This is a genomic window from Thalassospira sp. HF15 (genome assembly GCF_011806525.1).
Taxonomy (GTDB): Bacteria; Pseudomonadota; Alphaproteobacteria; order Rhodospirillales; family Thalassospiraceae; genus Thalassospira.
Genome location: NZ_JAAVKI010000001.1, coordinates 559847 through 583925 on the forward strand (window position 1 = coordinate 559847; position 24079 = coordinate 583925).

22 protein-coding genes are annotated in these 24079 nt (G+C 53.4%); 7 read left to right on the top strand and 15 right to left on the bottom strand.

From position 1 onward, the window contains the following. Window positions 1–39: 39 nt before the first annotated feature. A complete protein-coding gene (rpmG, locus tag HED22_RS02575; protein ID WP_008890790.1) occupies window positions 40–207 on the top strand; it encodes a 50S ribosomal protein L33 in 168 nt (55 codons plus the stop codon). A 114-nt stretch (window positions 208–321) separates the two neighbouring features. Here the strand turns inward: rpmG and HED22_RS02580 are convergent, their stop codons facing one another. Then, on the bottom strand, window positions 322–696 hold the full coding sequence (locus tag HED22_RS02580; protein WP_167718545.1) for a DUF423 domain-containing protein: 375 nt from the start codon (window positions 694–696) through the stop codon (window positions 322–324). A 238-nt stretch (window positions 697–934) separates the two neighbouring features. Beyond that, the gene (locus tag HED22_RS02585) at window positions 935–1615 is read right to left on the bottom strand and encodes a Crp/Fnr family transcriptional regulator (RefSeq protein WP_167718547.1); all 681 of its coding nucleotides are present in this window, start codon (window positions 1613–1615) and stop codon (window positions 935–937) included. Window positions 1616–1861: 246 nt separating this feature from the next. Here HED22_RS02585 and HED22_RS02590 point away from each other — a divergent pair, with 246 nt between their 5' ends. Then, window positions 1862–2698 (top strand): alpha/beta hydrolase, encoded by an 837-nt coding sequence (locus tag HED22_RS02590; protein WP_167718549.1) that lies wholly within the window; start codon window positions 1862–1864, stop codon window positions 2696–2698. Between the two features lie 284 nt (window positions 2699–2982). Continuing rightward, window positions 2983–4590 (top strand): gamma-glutamyltransferase, encoded by a 1608-nt coding sequence (ggt, locus tag HED22_RS02595; protein ID WP_254869683.1) that lies wholly within the window; start codon window positions 2983–2985, stop codon window positions 4588–4590. A gap of 80 nt (window positions 4591–4670) precedes the next feature. On the opposite strand, the gene HED22_RS02600 is transcribed toward ggt, so the two are convergent. Further along, on the bottom strand, window positions 4671–5345 hold the full coding sequence (locus tag HED22_RS02600; RefSeq protein WP_167718553.1) for an HAD family phosphatase: 675 nt from the start codon (window positions 5343–5345) through the stop codon (window positions 4671–4673). Window positions 5346–5356: 11 nt separating this feature from the next. Beyond that, window positions 5357–5710 carry an ArsC/Spx/MgsR family protein gene (locus tag HED22_RS02605; protein ID WP_167718555.1) on the bottom strand — a complete coding sequence of 118 codons (354 nt, stop codon included), beginning with the start codon at window positions 5708–5710 and terminating at the stop codon, window positions 5357–5359. 143 nt (window positions 5711–5853) lie between these two features. Here HED22_RS02605 and dusA point away from each other — a divergent pair, with 143 nt between their 5' ends. The 4 genes from dusA (at window position 5854) to HED22_RS02625 (ending at window position 11021) form a co-directional block, all read left to right on the top strand. Continuing rightward, a complete protein-coding gene (gene dusA, locus HED22_RS02610; protein ID WP_167718557.1) occupies window positions 5854–6849 on the top strand; it encodes a tRNA dihydrouridine(20/20a) synthase DusA in 996 nt (331 codons plus the stop codon). Further along, window positions 6846–8891: a bifunctional tRNA (5-methylaminomethyl-2-thiouridine)(34)-methyltransferase MnmD/FAD-dependent 5-carboxymethylaminomethyl-2-thiouridine(34) oxidoreductase MnmC gene (mnmC, locus tag HED22_RS02615; protein WP_167718559.1), complete on the top strand. Its 2046-nt coding sequence runs from the start codon at window positions 6846–6848 to the stop codon at window positions 8889–8891. Before dusA ends, mnmC begins: the two co-directional genes overlap by 4 nt. Continuing rightward, on the top strand, window positions 8888–10105 hold the full coding sequence (locus tag HED22_RS02620; protein WP_167718561.1) for a 3-phenylpropionate MFS transporter: 1218 nt from the start codon (window positions 8888–8890) through the stop codon (window positions 10103–10105). Before mnmC ends, HED22_RS02620 begins: the two co-directional genes overlap by 4 nt. A 67-nt stretch (window positions 10106–10172) precedes the next feature. Further along, the gene (locus HED22_RS02625; RefSeq protein ID WP_254869684.1) at window positions 10173–11021 is read left to right on the top strand and encodes a class I SAM-dependent methyltransferase; all 849 of its coding nucleotides are present in this window, start codon (window positions 10173–10175) and stop codon (window positions 11019–11021) included. Window positions 11022–11088: 67 nt separating this feature from the next. On the opposite strand, the gene HED22_RS02630 is transcribed toward HED22_RS02625, so the two are convergent. The 11 genes from HED22_RS02630 to HED22_RS02680 all read right to left on the bottom strand — a co-directional run bounded on the left by HED22_RS02630 (window position 11089) and on the right by HED22_RS02680 (window position 23975). Then, on the bottom strand, window positions 11089–12258 hold the full coding sequence (locus tag HED22_RS02630; protein ID WP_167718564.1) for an ABC transporter permease: 1170 nt from the start codon (window positions 12256–12258) through the stop codon (window positions 11089–11091). Beyond that, window positions 12255–13253, bottom strand: a complete 999-nt coding sequence (locus HED22_RS02635) for an ABC transporter permease (RefSeq protein ID WP_167718566.1) — start codon at window positions 13251–13253, stop codon at window positions 12255–12257. Before HED22_RS02635 ends, HED22_RS02630 begins: the two co-directional genes overlap by 4 nt. Before the next feature lie 76 nt (window positions 13254–13329). Beyond that, window positions 13330–15261 (bottom strand): ABC transporter substrate-binding protein, encoded by a 1932-nt coding sequence (locus HED22_RS02640; protein WP_167718568.1) that lies wholly within the window; start codon window positions 15259–15261, stop codon window positions 13330–13332. After that, a complete protein-coding gene (locus tag HED22_RS02645) occupies window positions 15258–17186 on the bottom strand; it encodes an ABC transporter ATP-binding protein (protein ID WP_167718571.1) in 1929 nt (642 codons plus the stop codon). Before HED22_RS02645 ends, HED22_RS02640 begins: the two co-directional genes overlap by 4 nt. Then, window positions 17183–17824, bottom strand: coding sequence for a hypothetical protein (locus tag HED22_RS02650; RefSeq protein ID WP_167718572.1), 642 nt, complete (start codon window positions 17822–17824; stop codon window positions 17183–17185). Before HED22_RS02650 ends, HED22_RS02645 begins: the two co-directional genes overlap by 4 nt. Next, on the bottom strand, window positions 17815–18573 hold the full coding sequence (locus HED22_RS02655) for a polysaccharide deacetylase family protein (protein ID WP_167718574.1): 759 nt from the start codon (window positions 18571–18573) through the stop codon (window positions 17815–17817). The genes HED22_RS02650 and HED22_RS02655 overlap by 10 nt, the downstream gene beginning before the upstream one ends. Beyond that, window positions 18570–19712 carry a glycosyltransferase family protein gene (locus tag HED22_RS02660; protein WP_167718576.1) on the bottom strand — a complete coding sequence of 381 codons (1143 nt, stop codon included), beginning with the start codon at window positions 19710–19712 and terminating at the stop codon, window positions 18570–18572. Before HED22_RS02660 ends, HED22_RS02655 begins: the two co-directional genes overlap by 4 nt. Continuing rightward, on the bottom strand, window positions 19709–20314 hold the full coding sequence (locus HED22_RS02665; protein WP_167718578.1) for a histidine phosphatase family protein: 606 nt from the start codon (window positions 20312–20314) through the stop codon (window positions 19709–19711). The genes HED22_RS02660 and HED22_RS02665 overlap by 4 nt, the downstream gene beginning before the upstream one ends. Continuing rightward, window positions 20311–21465, bottom strand: coding sequence for a glycosyltransferase family 4 protein (locus HED22_RS02670; protein ID WP_167718580.1), 1155 nt, complete (start codon window positions 21463–21465; stop codon window positions 20311–20313). The genes HED22_RS02665 and HED22_RS02670 overlap by 4 nt, the downstream gene beginning before the upstream one ends. 11 nt (window positions 21466–21476) lie before the next feature. Further along, window positions 21477–22754: a glycosyltransferase family 4 protein gene (locus HED22_RS02675; RefSeq protein ID WP_167718582.1), complete on the bottom strand. Its 1278-nt coding sequence runs from the start codon at window positions 22752–22754 to the stop codon at window positions 21477–21479. Between the two features lie 18 nt (window positions 22755–22772). After that, window positions 22773–23975 (bottom strand): glycosyltransferase family protein, encoded by a 1203-nt coding sequence (locus HED22_RS02680; protein WP_167718585.1) that lies wholly within the window; start codon window positions 23973–23975, stop codon window positions 22773–22775. Window positions 23976–24079 lie beyond the last annotated feature (104 nt).

The following is a 24079-nucleotide window of genomic DNA, read 5'->3' on the forward strand; positions in this document are numbered from 1 at the left end:
CCGCCGCCTGAGATACACCTGAACACAGGATGCAGAGACATGGCGAAGCCCGCTTCGATCCTCGTAAAGTTGGTAAGCACCGCAGACACCGGTTACTTCTATGTTGTTAAGAAGAACCCGCGGAATACCACCGAGAAATTCCAGTTTCGCAAGTACGACCCGGTCGTGCGTAAGCACGTCGTGTTCAAAGAAGCGAAAATGAAGTAATCCAGTTCTTCGGAACTGCTTACAAAGATCAAAAAAAGACGTGTCTTTCGGGACACGTCTTTTTTTGTTTCTGCCAAACTCTGGCTGCCCCCGAAATCCGGGTGACGTCAGGTATTAGCCAAAGCGACGATATCCGGCCGCTGCCAACAGCAACCATCCACCGATGAAAGCAAACCCGCCGATCGGTGCAACCGCCCCTAGCGCGGAAATACCGCTAAAGGCTATGGCATACAAAGACCCGCAGAAGAACAGGATGCCGACAAGCATCGCATAGGCTGCCATACGCAAAAACTTCTCGTCCGGCACATGATGGACCAAAGCAGCTATAGCGGCCAAGGCAACAGCATGGACCAATTGGTAATGGGCACCTTTTTCAACGAGGCTGCGCGCGTAGTCCATATCGCTGCCCGACATGCCATGGGCAGCAAATGCACCCAATGCGACGGCCATTGCGCCATTCAGTCCGGCCATAACAACAGATATGCGCATCATTGGTTCCCTGTTTTGAAACGAAGCAATTGTTTCAAGTACCTTAGACAGCCAATGGATGGTGCGCCATGCGAAAACGCAAAAAAATGGCCGTACAATAAATGTACGGCCAGTAACTCTCTTGGGGGAGATGTGCCGGATCATCGAAATGTCCGCCACACACATATCTTTACCTTCCGATCGCTTCTACCTCTGTGACAGCCATCACATTAAAGTAAAAAAATCATACAATTACGTCCTAGTGGATTGACTCACTGAGGAACTCCTCAAGTCTGCGCACATCGGGAACGAACAGGCCGCTATCGACCTTCGTTACCAACTGGCGCCGTCCCAACGTGCTCATGACACGGGCCACAGTCTCACGCGACGTACTGACCCGCCCGGCGACTTCGGAGTGAACAGGAACGGGTGACAAAAGCGCTGCACCGTTATCATCACAAACATTTCTTGCGCGGCGCAAGACCTCTGCGACGACCCGCTCGTTTGCGCCCAGCGTGCTGACATCGACGATGCGTCGGGTAGAGTTCCGCACGATCCGGGCGAGTTCCCCAATCACGTTCCAGGCCACCGACGGGTGGTTTTTGACAACTTTTTCGAAGTTTGCAGGGCTTAGAATACCGACATTCGTATCATCGACCGCAATTACACAGGCAGAACGGGGTTCTCCGTCAATTGCGGATAGTTGCCCGACACATCCGCCGGCCCCGATTTCTTCCAGCGTGATCTCACGCCCGGAAAGCGAATAATTGACGATCCGAACACGGCCTGAGAGAATCAGATAAACGTCTGAACTGTCAGATTCCGGTTCAATAATTTGCGCCCCGGCCGAAAATGTCTTTCGGTTAACGTGGCGTTCGACATCTGCAATCGCGCTCTCACTGAGATCCGCGAAAATGCCGACCACTGATAATTTAACCATATCCCCCAAGCTTTTCACTACCGTGTTGTTCTTGTCCGAACGCGGAATTTTATGCGTCCCCGAACATCTTTTTACTGTCCCTATCGCAATCATAAGCAAACAACTTCGGACTGACAATCATTGCCGGTCCAAAGTATTATTCCCACTTGTGAATAGACAGAATTATGCTGCATATGCGAACATGAGTGAAACCTGTTCGATCAAGGCGACTATTTGCATTTATCCCGCATCGCGAGGAGCCAAGCCATGAGTACCGAATTGGAGATTTTCCGTCGTAGCCCGACCTGCAAGCCCAAAAGTAAACACCCACTTGTTTTCGTCCACGGTGCCTATACCGGGGCGTGGTGCTGGAACGAGCACTTTCTGGCCTGGTTTGCCGATCGCGGCTTTGAAGCCGTTGCATTCTCATTGCGCGGGCATGGCGGAAGTGGTGGCCGTGAACTGCGCAGCCTCGCCTCGATTGACGATTACGTCGAGGATCTTGAGGACGTTGTCGAAACTCTTGGCAAGAAGCCCGTTCTGATTGGTCATTCCATGGGGGGCTATATCGTTCAGAAATATCTTGAACATCACAGTGCAGAAGCCGCCATATTGATGGCGTCGGTACCGCCTGAAGGCCTGATTGCCAGCAACGCCATGATGGCGATGGCCCAACCTGATCTTTTTTTCCAGATGTGCTGGCTTCAGGCCATCGGACCGCACACCATGCTCCGTGAACGACTTGGACGCGCGATGCTATCCCCCGATATCGCCGAAGACGAAGGCATGATCTATTTCGGACGCCTTGAAACAGAAAGCCAGCGTGCAATCGCTGACATGATGGGGGCAAACCCGATTTTCCTGACCAAGGATGAAGTGCCGTCGATGCTGGTCATGGGCGGGCGTTATGATGAGATCATTCAAAGCGAGCTGATCCACCACACCGCCAAGCGCTATGGCGCGGATTACGCGCTGATCGAAGACATCCATCACGCCATGATGCTTGATAAAAACTGGGAACAGGTCGCGGAGACCATACTGGAATGGCTGCAGGTCAAGCTTGTCAGCCAGCAACGCAGCAAGGGAAACAAGACCGCTGCCTGAGTAACCGAACAATAGATTTTTGCTGCACATTTGCACCCGCATCTGCCACGATGCGGGTGTTCTCTTTTACGCAACCCGACAAGCAAAGCAGAAAGGTCTGGAACATGCCCCACAATGCTCCCGTCTTTGGTGGAGTCCTCAAAGCCGTTGTCGCAGCAGGACTCTTTTCTACCGTTCTTATCCAAGGATCTTCTGCTCAGCAAACAACTGATGCCATTGCGCCTGAGGCAAGTACTGCCAGTTCATCTGACAAAACGCATGGTTCACTTATCGCAAACGACTGGATGGTCAGTGCTGCCAACCCGCTTGCGGTCCAGGCCGGTGCCAATATCCTGCGTTCCGGTGGCAATGCCATTGATGCCATGGTCGCCATTCAAACCATGCTCGGTCTCGTTGAGCCACAATCATCCGGTCTTGGGGGTGGCGCCTTTCTGGTTTACTTCAACGCAACCACCGGAAAACTGACCACCCTAGATGGCCGCGAAACGGCGCCACTGAACGCAACACCAACACTGTTTCAAGATGAAAACGGTGAACCGCTTAAATTCTATGATGCTGTTGTCGGCGGCAGATCGGTCGGAACGCCGGGCACCCCTGCCCTGATGAAGGATGCTCACGAAAAATGGGGGCAGCTTCCATGGAAGGCGCTGTTTGATCCAGCAATTGATGTCGCCAAAACCGGCTTTAAAGTTTCACCGCGTCTTGCTGCACTCATCGCCAATGATCAGGAGAAACTGTCGCGCGACCCCGAGGCCAGGGAATATTTCTTTGACAAGGATGGCGCGCCATTAACCGCGGGTACCGTCCTTAAGAACCCGAAATATGCCAAAACCCTGCAAGATCTGGCGACCAACGGGATTGTGAATTTCTATCAGGGTCCAATCGCCGAAGATATTGTTGCCAAGGTCAAAGGTGCCAGTTGGAACCCCGGGGTTCTGTCCCTTGCTGATTTCGCCAATTATCAAGTCAAGGAACGACCAACCGTTTGCGTGGAGTATCGCGAACATGATGTGTGTGGCATGGGGCCACCGTCTTCGGGTGCACTTACTGTTGGGCAGATACTCGGCCTGCTGGAACCCTATGATATTGCTGAAATGGGGCCCAGTGCGGCGCAAAGCTGGCGTTTGATTGGCGATGCATCGCGTTTGGCATTTGCCGATCGTGGGCGTTATATGGCCGATATTGATTTTGTCCCGATGCCATTGAACGGACTGCTCGACAAGACCTATCTGGCGGAACGATCCAAGCTGCTTGACCGGGACACGGCCCTTGAAAAAGTCGAACCGGGCACGCCAAGCTTTAGCCACGCCATGAAATTGGCCGATGACGAAGCAATCGAGCTCCCAAGCACCAGCCATTTCTCGATTGTTGATATCTATGGCAATGCCGTTTCCATGACCACCACCATCGAAAACGGCTTCGGTTCTCGCCTGATGGTGAATGGCTTTATGCTCAATAACGAGCTGACCGATTTTTCGTTCCGCACCCATTCCGATGGCGTACCCATCGCCAATGCCTTGGCGCCGGGCAAACGTCCGCGCTCATCCATGGCGCCAACCATCGTGATGAAAAACGACAAACCCGTAATTGTTACCGGCTCACCGGGTGGTTCGAGGATCATCGGCTATGTTGCCCAATCGCTTATCGGCATGATCGACTGGAACATGTCTCCGCAAGAAGCCGCTAATATGCCGCATCTGGTCAATCGATTTGGCACGTTTGACCTTGAGGCCGGAACAGATGCCGAAAACCTTGCCACGGCGCTTGAAGCAATGGGCTTCAATGTCAGCATTCGCGACCTTAATTCCGGCATTCACACTATCATGGTGACCGAAGACAGCTTGATTGGTGCTGCAGATCGCCGCCGCGAAGGCATCGTCGTCGGGCAATAAGAATCAAAAGCAGCAACTCAAAACGGGCAGCCCCATCACGGAGCTGCCCGTTTGCATTACCTAACCTGCCCCACCTGCTTTTATGCAGCAGGCACCCAATCTGCCAACAGGCGATAGAGTTCCTTGTGGTCTGATGCAATATGATGTGCGCCTGCGTTTCGGAGGTAACTTGCGGGCGTAATATCAACAAGACCAATGGTCGTTGCCCCTGATGCTACGCCGGCCCGAACGCCATTCTGACTGTCATCAACCACGATGCAGTCAGCAATATCGACACCCATTCTTTCGGCTGCCAGCAGATAGACGTCCGGGTGTGGCTTGGCATTTGCAACGTCATGGGCCGAACAAATGCGGCCTTCAAAGCGATGTTTTAGACCGACCTTGCCCAAGGAAACATCCATCTTGTCATGCGGACCATTACTGCCGATCGCCATAGGGATATTATTCTGATCAAGAAAATCAAGAATAGCCGGAACACCTTCGAACGGCTTCAAATCTCGGCGAAATGCCTCAAACGTCCGGTTATAGCACTCTTCGACCCAATCCGGAGGAAGTGTAACACCAAACCTCTCTGCCATCGCGGGCCCGACTGCAGCAAGAGTTCCCCCCAAGAAGAAATCGTGTGTTTTTTTTACATCCATTGCACAACCGTAATCGCACAACAAATCGGTCAGCACTTCGTTTGCAAGTGTCTCGGTATCGACCAAGACACCATCACAATCAAAGATAACGCCACGCACAACTGGCTTTGACATACGTTTAATCCTTACAGGCCAGCCAATTCGGTCCAGCGCGCTTCATCATAGGCAACCGTGCGGGTCGCACCGAAATCAACCACTGGACGTTTGATGACGGTCGGGTTGGCCGCAAGAATGGCAGCTGCGGCAGCACCGCCCTGCTCCAATGTCGCCTTGTCGTCATCGCTCAGATTGCGATAGCTCGGACCGCGCTTGTTAATCAAAACATTGCCCCCGACTTCATCAAGCCAGCCTTCAATGGTTTTGGCATCAATACCGTCGGCACGAAAATCATGGAGCTTGTTTTCGATGCCCTTTGCATCGAACCATTTAAGCGACTTGCGGACGGTGTCGCAGTTCTTGATGCCGTAAATCGTAACCATATCAAATCCTGTTGTTTAATATCTTCGGGATGCTGCCATGCATTGCGCAATCGGTTTTGACCCTAAATCCTGTAACCTATATAAAGACGGCGCTTGGAATACAGCAACCCTCTTCACCCGGCTTTGACAAAAACGGTAGGCAAATGACTGTTAATCGGCGTATTTCCGTCGCCCCGATGATGGATTGGACGGATCGGCATGATCGCTATTTCCTGCGGCAGATCAGTCGTCATACGTTGCTCTATACCGAAATGGTCACCACGGGCGCGATTCTTCACGGCGGTGTCGAACGGCATCTGCGCTATAACGATGCTGAACACCCGGTAGCCCTTCAGCTTGGCGGCAGCGACGCGGATGATCTGGCGCGCGCCTGCGAGATCGCCAATGACTATGCCTATGATGAAATCAATCTGAATTGCGGGTGCCCGTCTGATCGCGTGCAGAACGGCGCGTTTGGCGCCTGTCTGATGGCGACCCCTGACGTCGTTGCCAATTGCGTGAAATCGATGATTTCGGCTAGTGACGCCCCGGTTACGGTCAAGAACCGTATCGGCATTGACGATCAGGAAGATTACCCGTCGCTGAAACGCTTTACCGAAACCGTTGCCGAAGCGGGTTGCAAAACCTTTATCGTCCATGCTCGCAAGGCCTGGCTCAAAGGCCTGTCACCCAAGGAAAACCGCGAAGTTCCGCCTTTAAAATACGAGCTTGTTTATCAACTCAAACAGGAATTCCCGGAACTTGAAATCCTGATCAATGGTGGCATCAAGACACTTGATGAAACCGAAGAACATCTGAAACATGTCGATGGTGTCATGATCGGGCGCGAAGCTTATCAGAACCCCTATGTTCTGGCCGATGTGGACCGGCGTTTTTATGGCGATGACGCCAAAGCAAAAACCCGCCATCAGGTGGTTGAGGCCATGCTGCCCTATATCGAGGAACACCTGAAAGAAGAACATGGCACCATCGGCCATGTAACCCGCCATATGCTGGGCCTGTTTCAGCAGATGCGCGGCGCAAAGCAATGGCGCCGGTATCTCAGCGAAAACGCCCATCGCAAAGGCGCTGGCACCGACGTCGTGCGCGAAGCCCTGGCACTTGTTCCCGAACAGGATGACGAGGTCCTGTCTGCATGACGGCCAAGGATGTCACCGAGCCAGTGGCGGGTAATGCCCTACAGCCTGCTGGTGAAATAACCTGGCAGGATGGCGATGTGCCATTCTCCCCGTATTTTGGTGACATCTATTTCAACCCCAAGGATGGGCTTGCCGAAACGCGCTATGTGTTCCTTGAAGGCAACAACCTGCCCAACGCTTGGCAGGAACATGAAAACTTTGCCATTGGCGAAACCGGCTTTGGTACAGGGCTGAACTTCCTTGCAGCATGGCAATGCTGGGACAGTGATCCGAAGCATTCAAAACGGCTGCACTTCGTCTCTGTTGAAAAATACCCGCTGTCGCGAGATGACATGATCCGCGCACATCGAAGTTGGTCGGAGCTTGCCCACTATTCCCAACAACTTGCCGACATCTGGCCCCATGAAAGCATGTTGCCAGGTGTGCACCGTTTTTCGCTTGCCGATGGCGATGTCAACCTGACGCTATTGATCGGCGATGCGATTGAAAGCTGGGCCGGGTATGAGGGAAATATTGATTGCTGGTTTCTCGATGGCTTTGCGCCATCGCGCAATCCCGATATGTGGAATCCGGATCTTTTTGCGGCCCTTGCCAACGCGTCGAACCCGCGTGGCGTAAGCCTTGCGACCTTCACTGCAGCACGCATCGTGCGTGATGGTCTTGAAAGTGCCGGATTTGAAATCAGCAAGCGCAAAGGGTTTGGCTACAAGCGCGATATGATCACCGCGACACTTTCCAAACCTGATAACACCACTGAAACGCCGCATCTGTTCGAGATCGCAGACGATCCCTGGTTTAACCTGCCCCGCCCATCCAAAGCCAAATCGGTGGCCGTCATTGGGGGTGGTCTTGCCGGTGCAGCATGCGCAGAGGCCCTAAAAACACGCGGCGTTGCCGTGACACTTTTTGAAAAGGCCGAGCAACTGGCCAACGCCGCGTCTGGAAACCCGACTGGCATGCTGGAGCCCTATCTGACCGCTGATGACGCCATCATGGGGCGGTTTTATGAGGCCGGGTATCGTTTCAGCCATCACAAGATCAAGAAGCTTGCCGATCAAGGATTGGTCGAAGCCGATTTCTGTGGCGTGATTGATCTCGCCACCAGTGCACGCAAACGCGAACGGCTTGCTGGCCTGATTAAACGCCTTGCCGATAAAACCGGCCTAGTGGAAACGCTTGACCGAGACCAGGCGTCAGAAAGATTTGGCCTGCCATTGCAGCATGACGGCGTCTTTTACCCTTCTGCTGGCTGGGTCAACCCGCCGTCATTGGTGCGGGCCTTTTCATTTGGGATTGATGTGCGCCTTTCAACGACCATCACTGCGATCGGTGAATCTGAACAAGGCAAAGTCCTGACGGACGAAAATGGTGCGTCCTATGGTCCGTTTGATGCCGTGATCATTGCCGGCGCGCTTGAAACGCAAATGCTGCATCAGACGCGCTGGCTTACAGATCAACTTAATCCCGTCCGCGGACAGATCAGCTTTTTACCCGAAGAAGTCGTGCCAAAACCTGGCAATGGCGCAGCAATTAAATGCGTTCTGAGCCACAAGGGTTACATCACACCGGCACGTAACGGAATGCATGTGTTCGGGGCTACTTTTGGTCGTGACGACACCGCCACAGACCTGCGCCAAGACGATCATGCCTTTAACATTGCCCAACTTGGCAAAGTCCTGCCTGAAGTTGCGGCGAAGCTTTCACCTGAAATGCTGGATGGCCGGGCATCTTTGCGCACTACGACAACTGATCATCTGCCGCTGATCGGGCCCGCCCCGGATTTTGACGCCTATCTCGCGTCCTATGGCGATATCGACAAAGGCAAAAAAGGCGCGCGATATATCGATGCACCCTACCACAAAGGCGTGTATATCTGTTCCGGCTTTGGGGCGCGCGGACTGATCGGTGCCCCGCTTGCCGCAGAGATTCTTGCCAGCGAGATTTGCGATATGCCCCTGCCTCTGGAAAAAGCGCTGATGCATGCCATTCATCCAGCACGGTTCATTGTTCGTGGTTTGAAACGGCGGCAGATCACAGCATGAACCAGACAAGCCCCACGGCGACACCAGTGCCCCCCTCACCGGCAAAAGATCCGGATCGCATGAAAACTGCGACGACGTTGGCGCTGTTCTTTTCCGGTCTGTTTCTCATTCAGGGTGTTTTTCTGCCCTATTGGCCGGTTTGGTTGAAATCACAAGGGCTATCGGCGGCCGAAATCGGCATCCTGCTTTCGTTGCCCAACTGGGTGCGTGTCTTTGCCGATCCATTGATTGCCCAACGTGCTGATCGCACTGGCAACCGCAAGACGCCGATGCTTTGGCTTGCCGGGATCTATGTTATTTCCATTTTGGCCTTCCCGCTCTCAAGCGACTTTTGGTGGCTTGCGGCACTTTCAGTCGTCATCGGCTTTACGTTCTCGCCGCTCCTTCCGCTTGGCACGACCATCACGGTCCATGAATGCAAGGCGCGTGAACTTGACTACGGACGGGTCCGGCTGTGGGGTTCCCTAGCCTTTATTCTGGCATCTTATGGTGCGGGCTGGGTTCTGGACGGCACATCGACGGAATGGATTGTCTGGATGCTTTTCGTTGCCGGTATCGTAAATTTCGCCATCACCACCCGCATGCCCGACCCGCAGACTGATCGGCCGCTAAGATCCGGTTCATCACTGGTCTATCTGCTGCGCAAGCCCGTTTTCCTGATCTATCTTGGCTGCATCGGTTTTGCCCAAGGCGCGCATGGCACCTATTACGCCTTCGCCTCTGTCCACTGGGAATCGGTCGGCTTTTCGCATGAAATGATCGGTGTTTTCTGGTCAATCGGCGTGATCGCAGAGATCGTTCTGTTTGCCGTCGCTGGACGCTTTGTGCGTGGTCGCCACCCAGGCATCTTGTTTGCACTCGGGGCTGGATCAGGGGCATTGCGATGGATTGTACTGGGCACAACCGACAATCTATGGTTGATTATTCTGGTTCAACCGCTTCATGCCATGACATTCGGGATCACCCATTTGGCGGCTGTCAGTTTTATCGCCCGTGCCATACCACAACAACTTGCTACGTCGGCGCAAAGTTTGATGGCCACCTTATCGATGGGGGTCTTTTTGGGCAGCAGCATCTGGATATCGGGGCCGCTGTATGATGCATTCGGGTCACAGGCCTACTACCTGATGGCGATCTTCTCGGCAATTGCGTTTGGCTTTGCCATCTGGCTGATGCGGATCTGGCGCGGAGAGGATCAGACCTTTTGCGACTGATACACCAAACCTGCATGAAACGACCGACTGCACAATTGAATTCAAAGGGCGCCTTGATATGACCTCCATGCCGTTTTCTCGCAGAATGCGCCGTTGGAAACTCGGTTTAAAAACCCTGTTTGGCAACGAACCGGCCGGCTACTTCATTCCGTACCGCTATGCCAGCGAAACAGCAAAGGCCGTCGGACGCCCAACCTACCCGGCAATTGAAACCATGATGGATGCCGCAGCGCCGACCATGAAGGCCTGGTTGACCAAGGCCGCACAGTATCAGGAAGCATTCGCCAGTTTTGGCAACGCCACCCCGCCCGAACCCCGTTGGCAGCAAAGCTGGTTTCCAAGGCTTGATGGCATGATGGCCTATGTCTTTACCCGTGAATTCCGCCCTGATCGCATCATCGAGATCGGATCAGGTCATTCAACGCGGTTTTATTACCGTGCGATCAAGGACGGTGACCTTGAAACGGCTTTTCACGCCATTGATCCAGCCCCGCGTGCTGATATCGCGAAGCTCCCGATCACCATTGAACGCACCATCGTTCAGAAGGCTGATCCATCGGCTTTCGCGGCATTGACGGGTGCGGACTTCCTGTCGATCGATTCAAGCCACATCCTGATGCCCGGTACGGATGTTGATCTGCTTTTTTCGTCGGTGATCCCGACCCTGCCAAGCGGTTCAATCATTCACATCCATGACATCACCCTGCCCGATGACTACCCGGAAATCTGGCAATGGCGCGGATACAATGAACAACAAGGCGTTGCGGCCCTGCTGGCCGGTGGCGGCTTTGAAATCATGTGGTCAAGCGCCTATGCGACCAGCCGCATACGTGATGAAATTGATCAGTCCATCGCCAATGGCATTCACCTGCCCGACGGTGCACATGAAACAAGTCTGTGGTTGCGAAAGCGTTAGAGCAAGCACACTAAAAACAAAGGGCAGCCCAATGAGGCTGCCCTTTTTCGTTTGATGATAAGACGCATCAGTTTTTGTAAGGATCCGCCGCATCGCGCAGGCCATCGCCAAGGAAGTTAAAGGCCAGAACCACGATCACCACGGGTACAACCGGCAACATCAGCCATGGATAAACCGCCACTGCATTAATGTTCTGTGCCTCATTGAGCAAAACACCCCAACTGGTCACCGGCGCACGCAAGCCAAGACCAAGGAAGCTGAGCGCTGTTTCCCCAAGGATCATGTTGGGGATCGACAGCGTCACCGAAGCAATCAGATGGCTGGCAAAGTTTGGCAGCAGATGACGCCCGATGATCCGTTTGGGCTTCGCCCCCATTAGTCGTGCGGCCAGTGCATAGTCCTCTTCACGCAGGGCGAGAAGCTTGGATCGCACCGCACGGGCCAGTCCCGTCCAGTCAATCAGCCCCAGAATAATCGTGATGCCGAAATAGATCAGAATCGGGCTCCAGGTCACTGGCAAGGCCGCTGAAAGCGCCATCCAAAGCGGAATTTCGGGCAAAGAGCGGATGACTTCAATGGTGCGCTGCGCCGTTGAATCGACCCAGCCGCCATAGTATCCAGCTGCGCCACCGATCAGGATGCCGAGCAGGAAACTGACCGAAATACCCACCAGTCCGATGGTCAGCGAAACCCGCGCACCATAGATGATGCGCGAAAACATATCTCGCCCAAGTCTGTCTGTGCCAAAGACAAACAACGTTCCGTTTTCTGATGGACAGACGAAATGGAAATCCATATCGACCATACCCCAGAATTCATAATCATCCCCCGAACAGAAAAAGCGCAGTGGCTCAACCCGATCCGGGTTTACCGTATAAGTCGGCTTGAGCGTTTCCATATCGACAGAGAAATCGGTGCCATAGGTAAATGGTCCGACGAATTCCCCGTCATGGAACAGATGCACTCCCTGCGGCGGGTGATGAATGTACTCGGAATTGCGCGTTTCCTGCGCATAGGGCGCGATGAATTCAACGATAAAGACCGACGCATACATGATCGCAAGAATGATCAGGGAAAAATACGCCAGACGGTGACGTTTAAGCCGCCACCACATCAATTGCCATTGCGAAGCCAGGAAGTACTTTTCCTGTTCGGGCGTCAGCTCCTCGCGCTCCCAAGGAGTAAATGGCGCGGAATCAACAAAATGCTCGTTGCGTTTTTCGGTTTCCTTGCTCATTTGCCGACCCCTCCCTGCAGACGGATACGGGGATCAAGCCAGGCCAGCAAAACATCGGAAACAAACATCCCGACAACCGTCAGAAGCGCCAGAAACATCAGGAACGACCCGGCCAGATACATATCCTGACTTTGCAGCGCAGTAAGGAGCATCGGGCCAGTTGTCGGCAATGACATCACAACTGATACCAAAACAGATCCCGATACCACCTGCGGCAGGATATTACCGATATCGGCAATGAAGGGGTTCAGGGCCATGCGCAGCGGGTATTTGAACAACACCTTGGTTGGTGAAAGCCCCTTGGCGTGAGCGGTGACGACATACTGTTTGCCCAACTCATCAAGAAGGTTCGCACGCAGGCGCCGGATCATCGATGCTGTGCCCGATGTCCCGATCACAACGACAGGTGCCCAAAGATGTTCAACGACCGACATCATCTTGGCCAAAGACCAACCCTGATTGATGTATTCCGGATCCATCAGACCCCCGATGGATGTGCCGAAAACAACGTTCGCGTAATAAAGAAGGATTAGCGCGAACAGGAAGTTGGGCATGGCAAGCCCCAGGAAACCCAACAAGGTAAAGCCATAGTCACCCCAGCTATATTGCCGTGTTGCGGAATAGATCCCGATCGGGAAGCTGACAATATAAATGAAGATGACGGTGCTGAAATTCAGCACCAATGACAGCCAAAGCCGGTCACCGACCACCTCTGTCACCGGCAGGTTGTATTCAAATGAAAATCCAAGATCGCCCTGTAACAGTCCCCACGCCCATTCGGCGTATTGAATGTAGATCGGCTGATCAAGACCATATTGTCGTTTGAGAAACTCGATCTTGGCAGGGTCAACGGCTTCGCCCTGCGCCTGAAGTTCATTGAGATAGGTTGTCAGAAAGTCGCCGGGGGGAAGCTGAATAATCACGAATACCAGCACGCTGATCATAAACAGCGTGGGTATCATCACAAAAAGCCGTCTTGCCAGATAAGTCAGCATCGGCGCTGTCGCTCCCCCGAGGTTGTTTCACACCATTCCCTCAACAGCATGAAACAACACGTTTTTAGTTAAAAGATTATCTGTCCCACCAGAAGGTATCAGGTCGATAAATCCCAAAGAACGCACCTGGTTCCCAGCTATGTATGCCTTTTTCCGGGACGTTACGCAGATCCTTGTCGACGACAACCGGCTGCGGCACATTGCCGATCAGACCGATTGAAAACATGTTTTCAGAATTGATGTCCAGAATGGCCTGCCATGCTTCTTTTTGCCCGGCTTCATTGCTGGTTTGCCATTTGCGATACAGTTCCATCAATTCCTTGGCGGCTGGCATATCCGGCGCTTCGCCCGCCTCGCCGTCGGTTTGATAATACTGTCCCCATTTCGGCCATTGCAGGCTGTCTTGCAGAACGGGGACGAATTCGTCCGGGGCGATATTTGGCGTAGCCAAGCCATTATCGACACCGTTAAAGATCGACATGATCGTCTCGCCACTATAGGCGCGGCTGCGCATGACTTCACGCTGCAAACCTTTGACGAACATCTTGATACCGACCTGGCGCCAGCTGTCCCCGATCAGTTCGAGCATATCGTCATGTTCCGGGTTTTCGCCAGATGTCTCGACAATGATTTCCATCGGACGACCATCAGGCAACAAGCGGATGCCTTCGCCGTTACGTTCGTCCAACCCCATCTTATCAAGCAGCGTGTTCGCTGCCTTGATATCGAAATCGGTATAGGCTTCGCGGTATTCCGGTTTAAACAACGGGCTTCTGGGCAGAACCGTATTGTTGGTCGGTTGCGCCAAGCCAAAGAACATTACACGGTTAATTTCGGTACGGTTGATCGCCAAGGACAGCGCCCGGCGGAACCTTACGTCCCGCAATACTTTTCGCCAGACCGGGTCGCTGCATGTCAGATTGGGATACAATGCCGCATATGCCCCTGCCCCGACGTCCCAAAGGCGCACATCGTAGTTCTGATTGGCTTCGGATTGCTTAAGGAACGTATAGTCCTTCAGCGACAAAATCCTGCTTTGCAGATCAACTTCACCCGCACCAACTTTCGCAGGGACCAGCTTTGCATTAGAAATGTTGAAAATCATCCGGTCGATATAAGGAAGTTGATTACCTTCCGGATCTACACGGTGATAGTAAGGGTTGCGCACGTAAACGAACCGGTCTGACGGTTCTTCGGTCGTGATCAACCACGGCTCAAGCGACGGGCGATGAATGTTCGATAGTTTGTAGGGACGGTCCATATCCGTATGCAAAACCGCCCAGCTGCGAAGCCCGCGCTCTTCAACGATGGCTTCAAGCTCGCCGGCATCGCGATAGTTCTCGTGGAACTGCTTTAGGTAGTGCGCCGGACGATAGATGAAGGGCGGACGGGTTCCGGCCAGTTCGCTGAGGAAGAACGGGTTTGGCTGTGACCAGCTATACCGAACCGTATATTCATCAAGTATTTCAAAGGTCGCCGGTTCATCACCGACAAACAGGAAACGCGGCGGCCCGACCGGGAATAGTTCATCATTATTGACGATATCTTCCCAGTAATAGCGGAAATCCTCGGCCGTAAACGGTTCGCCGTCTGACCATTTGTGCCCTTTGCGGATATGCAAAGTGAAAGCGTTGCCTTCCTCGTTCACATCAAGGGCTTCGAGGATATCGGCCTCGAGATTAAGGTTCTGATCATAGCCAACCAGTCGCGCATAATCGTAAACAACCGCCATACGGATGTCTTTTGACCGTCCCATAATGGTGACGAATTCTCCGCCATACTTACCGATTTCCTTGCCCTCGGCACCAAAATCAATAACGTGCGGGTGTTCGGGCAGACGGTCATTCATTGCCGGTAAGGAACCACTTGCGACCGCATCTTCGAAATAGGGAATTTCCGCGCGCGCGGATGTCGCAAGGACACCTGCCCCCAGAATACCTGCTGTCATCACCAACCCAGTCACAGCACGATGAATTCTGGACGTCGACTGGTTCGAAAGACTGATCATATGGCGATCTCCGTAAAGTCGGCACGTTCGGCGCGAACAAAGTGATCTTCGGCGACCTGCATCATCTTGGGTTCGCTGCCCTGGTTAATTGTGAACGGCGCAGGCCATCGGGCCGGATCAGATGCCTTGCCATCCACGATCTTGTCGAAATCAAGCAGATGATCCAGATCTGCAAACGGCACAGCATGCAGCAGCGCCTGCGTATAAGGGTGAACCGGGTTCTTGAACAGCAACTCGCGCGGTGCCGATTCAACAATACGTCCGGCACACATCACAGCAATCCTGTCTGCAACGTAATCCACAACCGCAAGATTGTGCGATATAAACAGATACGTCAAATTAAGATCACGCTGCAAATCTTTCAAAAGATTAAGTATTTGCGCCTGAACCGACACATCAAGTGCTGATGTCGGCTCATCAAAAATCAACAAATCGGGTTTAAGCCCAAGCGCACGTGCAATACCGATACGTTGACGCTGCCCACCGGAAAAACTGTGCGGATAACGGTTCAAGAAACGTGGATCAAGTCCGACCAGATCCATCAATTCCAGTACCATCTTCTGTCGATAATCACTGTTCCCGACACCGTGAATAAGCATCGGCTCGGTAATGATATCTTGCACCGTCATCCTTGGGTTAAGCGACCCGAAGGGATCCTGAAAAACAAATTGTATCCGTTTTCGGTATGGATTTAGCTGATCTTCATCAAGCCCCGTCAATTCGGTCATTTGACCGCTTTCACCCCGGAACATGATAGAACCTTCATCCGGGCTCATCGCACGCATGATAAGTTTGGAAAGGGTTGTTTTTCCACAGCCACTCTCGCCCACGAGCCCAACGCATTCGCCGCGATTAACCGTGATTGAAACGTCTGACACGGCGGGGATAAGACGCTCTTCTGATTTGATCCAGTTGCCCTTGCGGGTGGTAAAGCTTTTGCTGAGGTGACGCACGGCCAACACGGGTTCGCTAGCCATGGTCGGGTGCAAGGCCAAGGATGCCGGAACGTCTGATGTATTTTGCTCGGCTTGCCTGTCGCTTGCATCAGAGAGCAAACTACCGGTTTTCGGCTTGATCTCGCGCAAGGGGCGCAGGCGTTCATCAGGGCCCATGTCAAAGTGCGGAACCGCCGCCAGGAGCGATCGCGTATAAGCGTGTCCCGGATTGATGAAGATATCTTCGGTTCTGCCCGCCTCAACAACACGACCGTCATAGATAACGACCATCCTGTCTGCCATGTTGGCCACCACGCCAAGGTCGTGCGTGATCAACAATACAGACATTTGCAGTTCGCCCTGCACTTCCTTGATCAGGCGCAGGATTTGCGCCTGGATCGTCACATCCAGCGCGGTGGTCGGTTCATCGGCGATCAACAGGGCCGGCCGACACACCAGCGCCATGGCAATCATGGCACGCTGTCGCAGACCACCGGAAAGCTCAAACGGATAGGTTTTCAGCGCTCTCTTGGGCTGTGGGAAGCCAACCAGCGTAAGCATTTCAACAGCAAGCTCGCGGGCCTCTGCTGCGCCAACTTTGCGATGAAGCTTTACCGCCTCGCAGATCTGGTCGCCGATGGTATGCAGCGGTGAGAGGGAACTCATCGGTTCCTGGAAAATCATCGAAATCCGGCCGCCGCGGATCGCCCGCATATCAGAACCGGCACGATCAAGCATGGCGATATCAACTCGCGTTCCGGGCTTCTTTGGGTCAGCAAAGATGATCGACCCATTGGTAACCTGTGCAATTTTGGGCAACAATCCCATGATCGCCTGAGAGATGGTGCTTTTGCCCGACCCGGACTCGCCAACAAGTGCCACGGTTTCCTGCGCACCGATTCGAAAGCTTACATTCTCGACTGCCTTGACACGCATGTGCGGCAGGACGAACTCCACTTTCAGATCCTTGATACGCAGAATATCGGTCATCGTTTTTTCAAGCCACCCTCTGTGCGTTCGGACGCTGCTGCCTTGACCAGCGTTTGCGCCTCGTCCATCCGCATCAAGTTTGTTCTTGTGATGTCATCCACAAGAAGCTGGTTATCTTTCGCCCAATCGCGAGAAATTTCAAGGAGATCGTCAAATCCGTCCAGTGTTGATTCTGCGACAATTTTTGCTTCCCCTGCCTGAAGGGTCAGTTCAAACCACCCTTTGTTGCCATCGCGCTTGGTACTGAAGTAACGCAGCCGGAACTTGGAAAGTTCCGGCCAGGCAAAGGCTGTCCCGCCGCGCAGACTGGAAAGACGGATACCGTATTCTGATACGTAAATCTTGGACTGGAACCGGACAACCGTGCGCGCAAAATAGAAAACAAACAGCAGCGCCAGGCCTGCCGAGGTCCACTGGATGATCTCAAGCATCTCGGGGATGAGCGCAATCACACCGCAAATCAGCAAACCGACAACCGATTTTGCCAGATCCGGCGCCATCAGCTTGGATGGGTAGCCCATCGTCTGAACTTCACTTTCGCCAACGCCAACCGGCTTTACAGGATCCACTGCACTGGGCACTGCGCCAGCAACAGCGGCGTCATCCGGCGCCAGGTGTTCTTTTGGACTTACTGCCATGGAAATACTCCGGGTATTCTCAGCCAGTTCAAAGCTGAATGATCCATCGAAAACAGGTTATCAAGAAACTTCGTGGTGGCTTCATCATGCACAAGATGATGGGTCAGAATGCCGGTCGGTTCTTCAGGATCAACTTGGCCTGTCCGTCTGGCTGCAAGATGACCTATCATCGCGCCAAGGGCCACATCTTCACCAACAAAGCTACGGCTCCCGCGCCAATCGATAACATCGACATGCGTGTTAACCTGCATAACACCTTTGTAAGGTTCTGCTGCCTTGCGCGGATTAAAAGTACTGATCCCGCAAAAACCAAGTGAATGCAGGGTAGCGACGACATCATCAGCCACCCGGTTCCACGGCGGCACCAAAACCGGCAGAAAACGATTGCCAAATCTTGATTGCAAGACAGAGAACCCGTTGCGCAGATCGGCAACCACGTCACCCAGATCACGCACGTCATCAAGTTCCTGTTTCTTCCGGCCTTCGGGCATGTGGTTCTGATGCGACCAGCCATGCTGCAAAACCCGGGTATCCAGTGTCTCGACCAGACGTTCGGCCAGATCGTCCTGCAAATCGGCGGGAATAACGGCAAGTGCAAGCGGAACCTGATAGTCCTGCTCAAATGCCAGAAGTGTTTCAAGCTCAGGTGTCACAGAGACGGCATCATCATCACGCCACCATGCCGTGGCGGTCCGTTCCTCGGACTGCCACAGATCAAGCTCCGCGCGCAAACGATCCCAACTGCTCATGCCTGCCCTTTAATCTTGTCTGCGATGATACACGCAGTTCTTTCCGCCCCATCCAGTGCGATATTAATCCCGACCGGATGCCTAGCGTTATCTATTTGTTTTGCTAATGATTGCGCAGACAGGCCATCAAGATCAAGCAGGGAAATAACCCCTGCTTTTGAAAGAAGTTCAGCACGTTCTGTTTGTTCGCTTTCACCACCTTCTGCAAACGGCACCATGACCGCCGGGGTTCGCGTCACCAAAACATCCATCAACGTGTTGTATCCCGCCTGTGAGACAGAAACGGCGGCACGTGCCATTCTTTCGCGAAAATCAGGCAAAAACCGGTGCAAAACGATACCATCAGGCAACTGGCTACGAAGCAATTCGAACTGATCTGAAGGAAAATGCGGTCCGGCGACGATATCCCAAGTCGCTTCTTTGAATTTTTGCGAGTGCGCACGGGCAGAAATGGCAAGCTTGATCAGGTCTGCGCCAACAGCACCACCGCCAGCAGAAACAAGAACACCTTGCCGACCCACCTCAACAGGTTTCGACAAGTCATTGTCCATCGTCGGCGCAACATAGCCGGTGTAGGTTATCAGATCAGCAATATCGTTCGCGAAGTCGAAACTGCGATCAAAACCAAACAGTTTCTGATCTCCATGCACCAAGATGGCATCAAGATATTCACGTGCCATATCGCGCATCCATTGCGCTTTGCGGATGTCCTTTTTACGCACCAAAAGGTCTCTTACAGAACAAATAATCGGAACACCGGCTTCTTTCGCAGCTTCAAACAGCGGGATCAATTCAAACCGAAAGGCCCGACGTCCAAACGGAAACATTTCGATCAAAAGAAGCTTTGGCGAGCTTTCTGCAAACGCTGCCAGCAGCTGTTTCTTGCGTGTTTTCTGCCAGTCATCACCCAATTCGTTTCCCTGTGGGTCAACAAGACCTGAGAAACCGGTATCTGATGTCTTGCACGGCGAAAGCTGGACCACTTCGTCCGCAGCAAAATCAAGATTGTCGTCAGGCACACCACCACTTGCGACGGTAATACTAAGTCCCTGATCACCGAGCGCCTGATTGATCAGCGCCATGCGGCGCACGTGACCGATACCAAGCAAGTGCTGCACATAAACCATGACGTCGCTCATCGCGCGGTCTCCTGCGACGGCACGAGGGGAACATTCACTGCCTCAACAGATAGTCCTGCTTCTTCGGAATATTGAAACACCTGCAAACATTTCCAGTCGAGTTTGTCAGGTATCTTGCCCATCATGTCCCATCCACGTGCAGCGGCATAGACGGCACGAATAACGCCTTTGTGGGTTATCGCCCCAAATTCCTGCATTTCGCAATCCTTCAAGAACGTCGTAACCCGCCCAAGAACGTCGCGCGGGCTCTCACCATCATCGGGACGAAAATCCCAACCACGATCTTCATTCTGACGAAGGCTGTCCCCCATCCTCAAACGAAGGTCAGGCAGCTTTTCGCCTTCCCATGCCCCCCAGTCCATCTCGATAAAAGCGGGCTCGGTGCCAACTGTTCTGATCCCCAAGGCATCTGCGGTTTCACGCGTCCGGGCCAAAGGAGAAGAAAACCAAGGCACGTTGGCCCAGGCAAACGGCAAACGGTGTTGACGATACCAAGTCGCTGTCTCCGGCAGGATTGAGATATCCGTCCGCCCCTGAATGCGTTTTTCGCTGTTCCAGGCGGTTACTCCGTGGCGAAGCAATGCAAAACGGATTTGTGTCATGCCTGTCCCTGCCCGTTTGGTAGTGCTCCGCGATCCAAGAGGATATTATTGATCGTTACAGACAACAGATTGGCTGCGGCTTCAACAGTATGATGCTGCGTGGCTTTCGAGGCGCCTGCTGCACCCATATCGCGTAAAACGGCGATGTCCGCCTTAAGACATTCTCCCAGACGGTTTGAAAAAGCATCAACATAACCAACCGGCACCAGCCACCCGGTCACACCGGATGAAACGATACCCGATACCCCACCTGCGTCCCCCGCCAATACAGGAAGCCCCGCAGACTGAGCCTCAAGCAAGGCCATACCAAAGGCCTCATTAATGGCGGGCCATACAAATAGATCTGAGTTGGCAAGGATGTCATTGGTTTGTTCTGGCGTTTTCAGACCGACAAGTGAGACCGTATGTTCGCCGAGTCCATGTTCTTCAAAAAGGTCCTCGACGTTCTGACGCGCTGGGCCATCGCCGATCACTGTCAGATGCCAGTTATGGACACCTTTGCGTTGCAAGCGCCCGAGCGCCTCAGCCAAAAGCGTATAGGATTTCAGTTTGTCGCCTTCACGCATCATCGCGGTCGTTACCAACCTAACGCATTCGGGATTGATCGCATTCCGCTGGCCTACAGTCCATGCCGCGACACACGTAAAGGGCGGCAGGAAATGCAATCGGTCTGGATGGCAAACCTGTTTGAGGCATTCCATATCGACCCGATTAAGCGAAAAAACGGCATCAGCCTGCTTAAGCGCTGTTTCAACGGCCAGATGGCTTTGCCCCCACGGACCATTTGCGCGCTTGGGGGCGAACGATGCTTCGGCCACCACATAGGGAATATCAAGCGCATCGGCGACAATCGGTCCGATCCAGTCCGGTGCTTTGTAGTAAAGATGATATGTAAACCAGACATCCGGCTTTGGACGAAACCCTGACTGGTATTGACGCAGGAGCCTTGCAGCCAGCTTTGTTCCCAGTTCCGACAACCGCGTTTGTTTAAGAACATTGCCATCGGCAACCCGACTACGAAGACGTGCAGCGATATCAACGTTCATACCCGCCGTTCGCAGAGCCTCGCACAGCATGCGTGCAATAAGCCTGTCACCGGATGGTACGGGATGGTCAATCGGTTTTAACGGGGCGTAAAAGGCAACCTGCAAATGCGTGCCTCCTACTCTGCAGCGGGTTGTTTCGTCTGGCTAGGGCCTTCAGCGTCGAGCTTTTTCTCGATACCAAAGCGCTCTGCCAAATCTGTCATACCACGATAGAAGGAGAAATCACGACGCACGATTTCACTGCCCTTGCGTCCCATGGCATCGCGCAGCTTGGGATCGACAATCATATCTTCCAGTGCCGTTGCAAGTGCAACCGGATCACGTTCAGGCACAAGCTTGCCATTAACGCCATCTTCGATCAGTTCAGGAATGGCAGAAATCGCGGTCGAAACAGCAGCAAGACCGCAAAGCTGCGCTTCCATCAATACGTTTGGCAAGCCATCGCGGTCGCCATCCTTTTCAATCCGGCTGGCCAGCACAAACAGGTCTGCGTTCTGACAGGCGGCAATCACTTCTTTCTGATCGCGGGCCCCTTGCCAGTCGCAGTGGTCTGCAATGCCAAGCTCTGTCGCAAGCTGTTGGTATTTTTCACCACTGCCACCCCCAATATGAACGAACCGCCAGTGAAGACTTTCAGGCAATTTCGCCAAGGCGCGCAGAAGGTCGTCATAGCCCTTTTTACCCACCAGCCGACCGACAGACAGGATTGTCACCGGGGTTTCCGGATCACTGCCCTCTCGCATGGGTCGTTCTGGCAACTCTTCCGGGAAACGCGAAAAATCAAGGCCGTGATAAAGCAGATTGACCTTATCCGGGTCCTCGGCAAGGTTGCGCAGGTAGTCGACATTTGCCTTGGTACAGGTCACCAGCCAGTCCATATCGCGCAGCTTTTCGCGCATATCCCAGTCCTGACTGGTATAGATGTCCTTGGCATGCGCCGAACAACACCAGGGCAAACCACGCATAATGGCGCAATAGCGGGCAACGGATGCCGGTGTATGCAGGAAGTGGGCGTAGATGCGGGTCACGTCATCAGGCAATTCGGCCGCCATGACCATGGCCTGGGCAAATCGGCGTGCACGATTGGCTGTCCGGTCCCGGCGATAATCCTGCCACCAGATATTCACCGCACGACGATAGCCCGGCATTTTTCGCGCCTTGAGCCAGCCGCGCAAAACCCGCTTCGGTTCCTGATAGACATATTCCGGCAGATAATCGACCGTGCCCTTGATGCGGTCATTGATCGGATGGCGTTTTTTATCGGTTGGATGGCGCAGCGAAACAATACGATAGGGAATGCCCGCCTGCTGAATACCCAGGATTTCTTGCGCTATGAAGGTCTCCGACAATCGCGGGTATCCCTTCACCACGATTGCCAGATTGTCGCGTGCCATCAAATTTGTTCCCGATGATTATTCTGCAGCCATCTGCGGCGGAAGCCAGCGATCAACCAATTCGCCAACGCGTTCCAGTCCCCCCATAAGGTTCGGGACGGTTACGTGGGACGGTTTTGGTTGATTGATAAGGCCACGAAGGGCATTTGCCATCTCGCGCGGGTCACGGCCGCCATCGTCAGTCAGCATTCTGACCAGACCAAGCTTTTCAGCCGCCGCGGCACGAACATATTGTTCCAGACGCGGCACCGTGCGCGGCACGATAACGGCCGGCTTGTCAAAGGACAGGATTTCGCAAAACGTGTTGTACCCGCCCATACCAATCACGCCAGCAGATTTATGCATCAGCACTTCGACATTGGCATCAAAGGTAATGACCGACAGCTTGTCGATCTTTTCGGCGCGCTTCATGAATTCATTTTGCTGTGTCGGGCCCATGAATGGTCCAAGAACAATCAGCGACGGTACCGGAATGTCCGGATCAGTTTCATAGGCACTGATCACCCAATCAACCAGATTGACCCCATCCCCACCGCCGCCGGTCGTCACCAGATAGTAGGGTTCTTCAAGACCCAGGGCGCCATGTTCAGGTGCTGGTCTGCGGGTCGCAGTGCGCGGCAGGTATCCGGTATAGGACATCTTTTCTTCAACGCCCTGGGGCAAATCAATCCCTTCGAGCGGATTGCAGATTTCCTTAAGGCCATAGACCCAGATTTCATCATAAAGCTCTGCTAGGGCTGGAACGCATTGCTTGCGATCCCATTCCTCACGAAGGTTGACCGGATCATCCATCACATCGCGCAGGCCCATCACCAGACGGGTGCGCCGATGCCGCAACATCTGCAGCGTAGACTCGACCTCACCGCGCAACCCAAGCGGTTCCTTGTCGACAATGAAGATGTCCGGGTTAAACACATCTGCTGTATGCTGAATAATGGATTCCCGCATCGCCAAAATCTGGTCGACATCGATATTAAGGTTAAGGGATGTGTATTCACCATTAGACAGCTTGATCACGCCCGGAATACGAACGAAGTCGACGCGCGACCGGAACTCGAAGCTGCCAATGATTGGCGAGCCCGACAAAATCAGGACGGAAACATCGTCGCGATGCGACACCAGCGCGTGCGCAATGGTGCGGCAACGGCGCAAGTGGCCAAGCCCAAAGGTATCATGGCTGTAAATCAGAACCCGATATCCGGAATTCCCTACGATTGACATATGCTCGCCCGTCTGCGTAGTGGTCTCACACTCCTGTACAACCCACTAACAGGGTGACAGGTTCTTTGTTGATGGCAAGTGAATCCTTGAATTCGGGATTTGTG

Bases quoted from the DNA above. Each gene is read 5' to 3' on its own strand.
- HED22_RS02640 (WP_167718568.1), bottom strand. From the start codon at position 15,261: ATGATCAGTCTTTCGAACCAGTCGACGTCCAGAATTCATCGTGCTGTG.
- HED22_RS02675 (WP_167718582.1), bottom strand. From the start codon at position 22,754: ATGGCACGCGACAATCTGGCAATCGTGGTGAAGGGATACCCGCGATTG.
- HED22_RS02590 (WP_167718549.1), top strand. From the start codon at position 1,862: ATGAGTACCGAATTGGAGATTTTCCGTCGTAGCCCGACCTGCAAGCCC.
- mnmC (WP_167718559.1), top strand. From the start codon at position 6,846: ATGACGGCCAAGGATGTCACCGAGCCAGTGGCGGGTAATGCCCTACAG.
- dusA (WP_167718557.1), top strand. From the start codon at position 5,854: ATGACTGTTAATCGGCGTATTTCCGTCGCCCCGATGATGGATTGGACG.
- HED22_RS02600 (WP_167718553.1), bottom strand. From the start codon at position 5,345: ATGTCAAAGCCAGTTGTGCGTGGCGTTATCTTTGATTGTGATGGTGTC.
- HED22_RS02625 (WP_254869684.1), top strand. From the start codon at position 10,173: ATGCCGTTTTCTCGCAGAATGCGCCGTTGGAAACTCGGTTTAAAAACC.
- rpmG (WP_008890790.1), top strand. From the start codon at position 40: ATGGCGAAGCCCGCTTCGATCCTCGTAAAGTTGGTAAGCACCGCAGAC.
- HED22_RS02650 (WP_167718572.1), bottom strand. From the start codon at position 17,824: ATGGCAGTAAGTCCAAAAGAACACCTGGCGCCGGATGACGCCGCTGTT.
- HED22_RS02660 (WP_167718576.1), bottom strand. From the start codon at position 19,712: ATGAGCGACGTCATGGTTTATGTGCAGCACTTGCTTGGTATCGGTCAC.
- HED22_RS02605 (WP_167718555.1), bottom strand. From the start codon at position 5,710: ATGGTTACGATTTACGGCATCAAGAACTGCGACACCGTCCGCAAGTCG.
- HED22_RS02665 (WP_167718578.1), bottom strand. From the start codon at position 20,314: ATGACACAAATCCGTTTTGCATTGCTTCGCCACGGAGTAACCGCCTGG.
- HED22_RS02635 (WP_167718566.1), bottom strand. From the start codon at position 13,253: ATGCTGACTTATCTGGCAAGACGGCTTTTTGTGATGATACCCACGCTG.
- ggt (WP_254869683.1), top strand. From the start codon at position 2,983: ATGGTCAGTGCTGCCAACCCGCTTGCGGTCCAGGCCGGTGCCAATATC.
- HED22_RS02645 (WP_167718571.1), bottom strand. From the start codon at position 17,186: ATGACCGATATTCTGCGTATCAAGGATCTGAAAGTGGAGTTCGTCCTG.
- HED22_RS02680 (WP_167718585.1), bottom strand. From the start codon at position 23,975: ATGTCAATCGTAGGGAATTCCGGATATCGGGTTCTGATTTACAGCCAT.
- HED22_RS02580 (WP_167718545.1), bottom strand. From the start codon at position 696: ATGCGCATATCTGTTGTTATGGCCGGACTGAATGGCGCAATGGCCGTC.
- HED22_RS02655 (WP_167718574.1), bottom strand. From the start codon at position 18,573: ATGAGCAGTTGGGATCGTTTGCGCGCGGAGCTTGATCTGTGGCAGTCC.
- HED22_RS02630 (WP_167718564.1), bottom strand. From the start codon at position 12,258: ATGAGCAAGGAAACCGAAAAACGCAACGAGCATTTTGTTGATTCCGCG.
- HED22_RS02585 (WP_167718547.1), bottom strand. From the start codon at position 1,615: ATGGTTAAATTATCAGTGGTCGGCATTTTCGCGGATCTCAGTGAGAGC.
- HED22_RS02620 (WP_167718561.1), top strand. From the start codon at position 8,888: ATGAACCAGACAAGCCCCACGGCGACACCAGTGCCCCCCTCACCGGCA.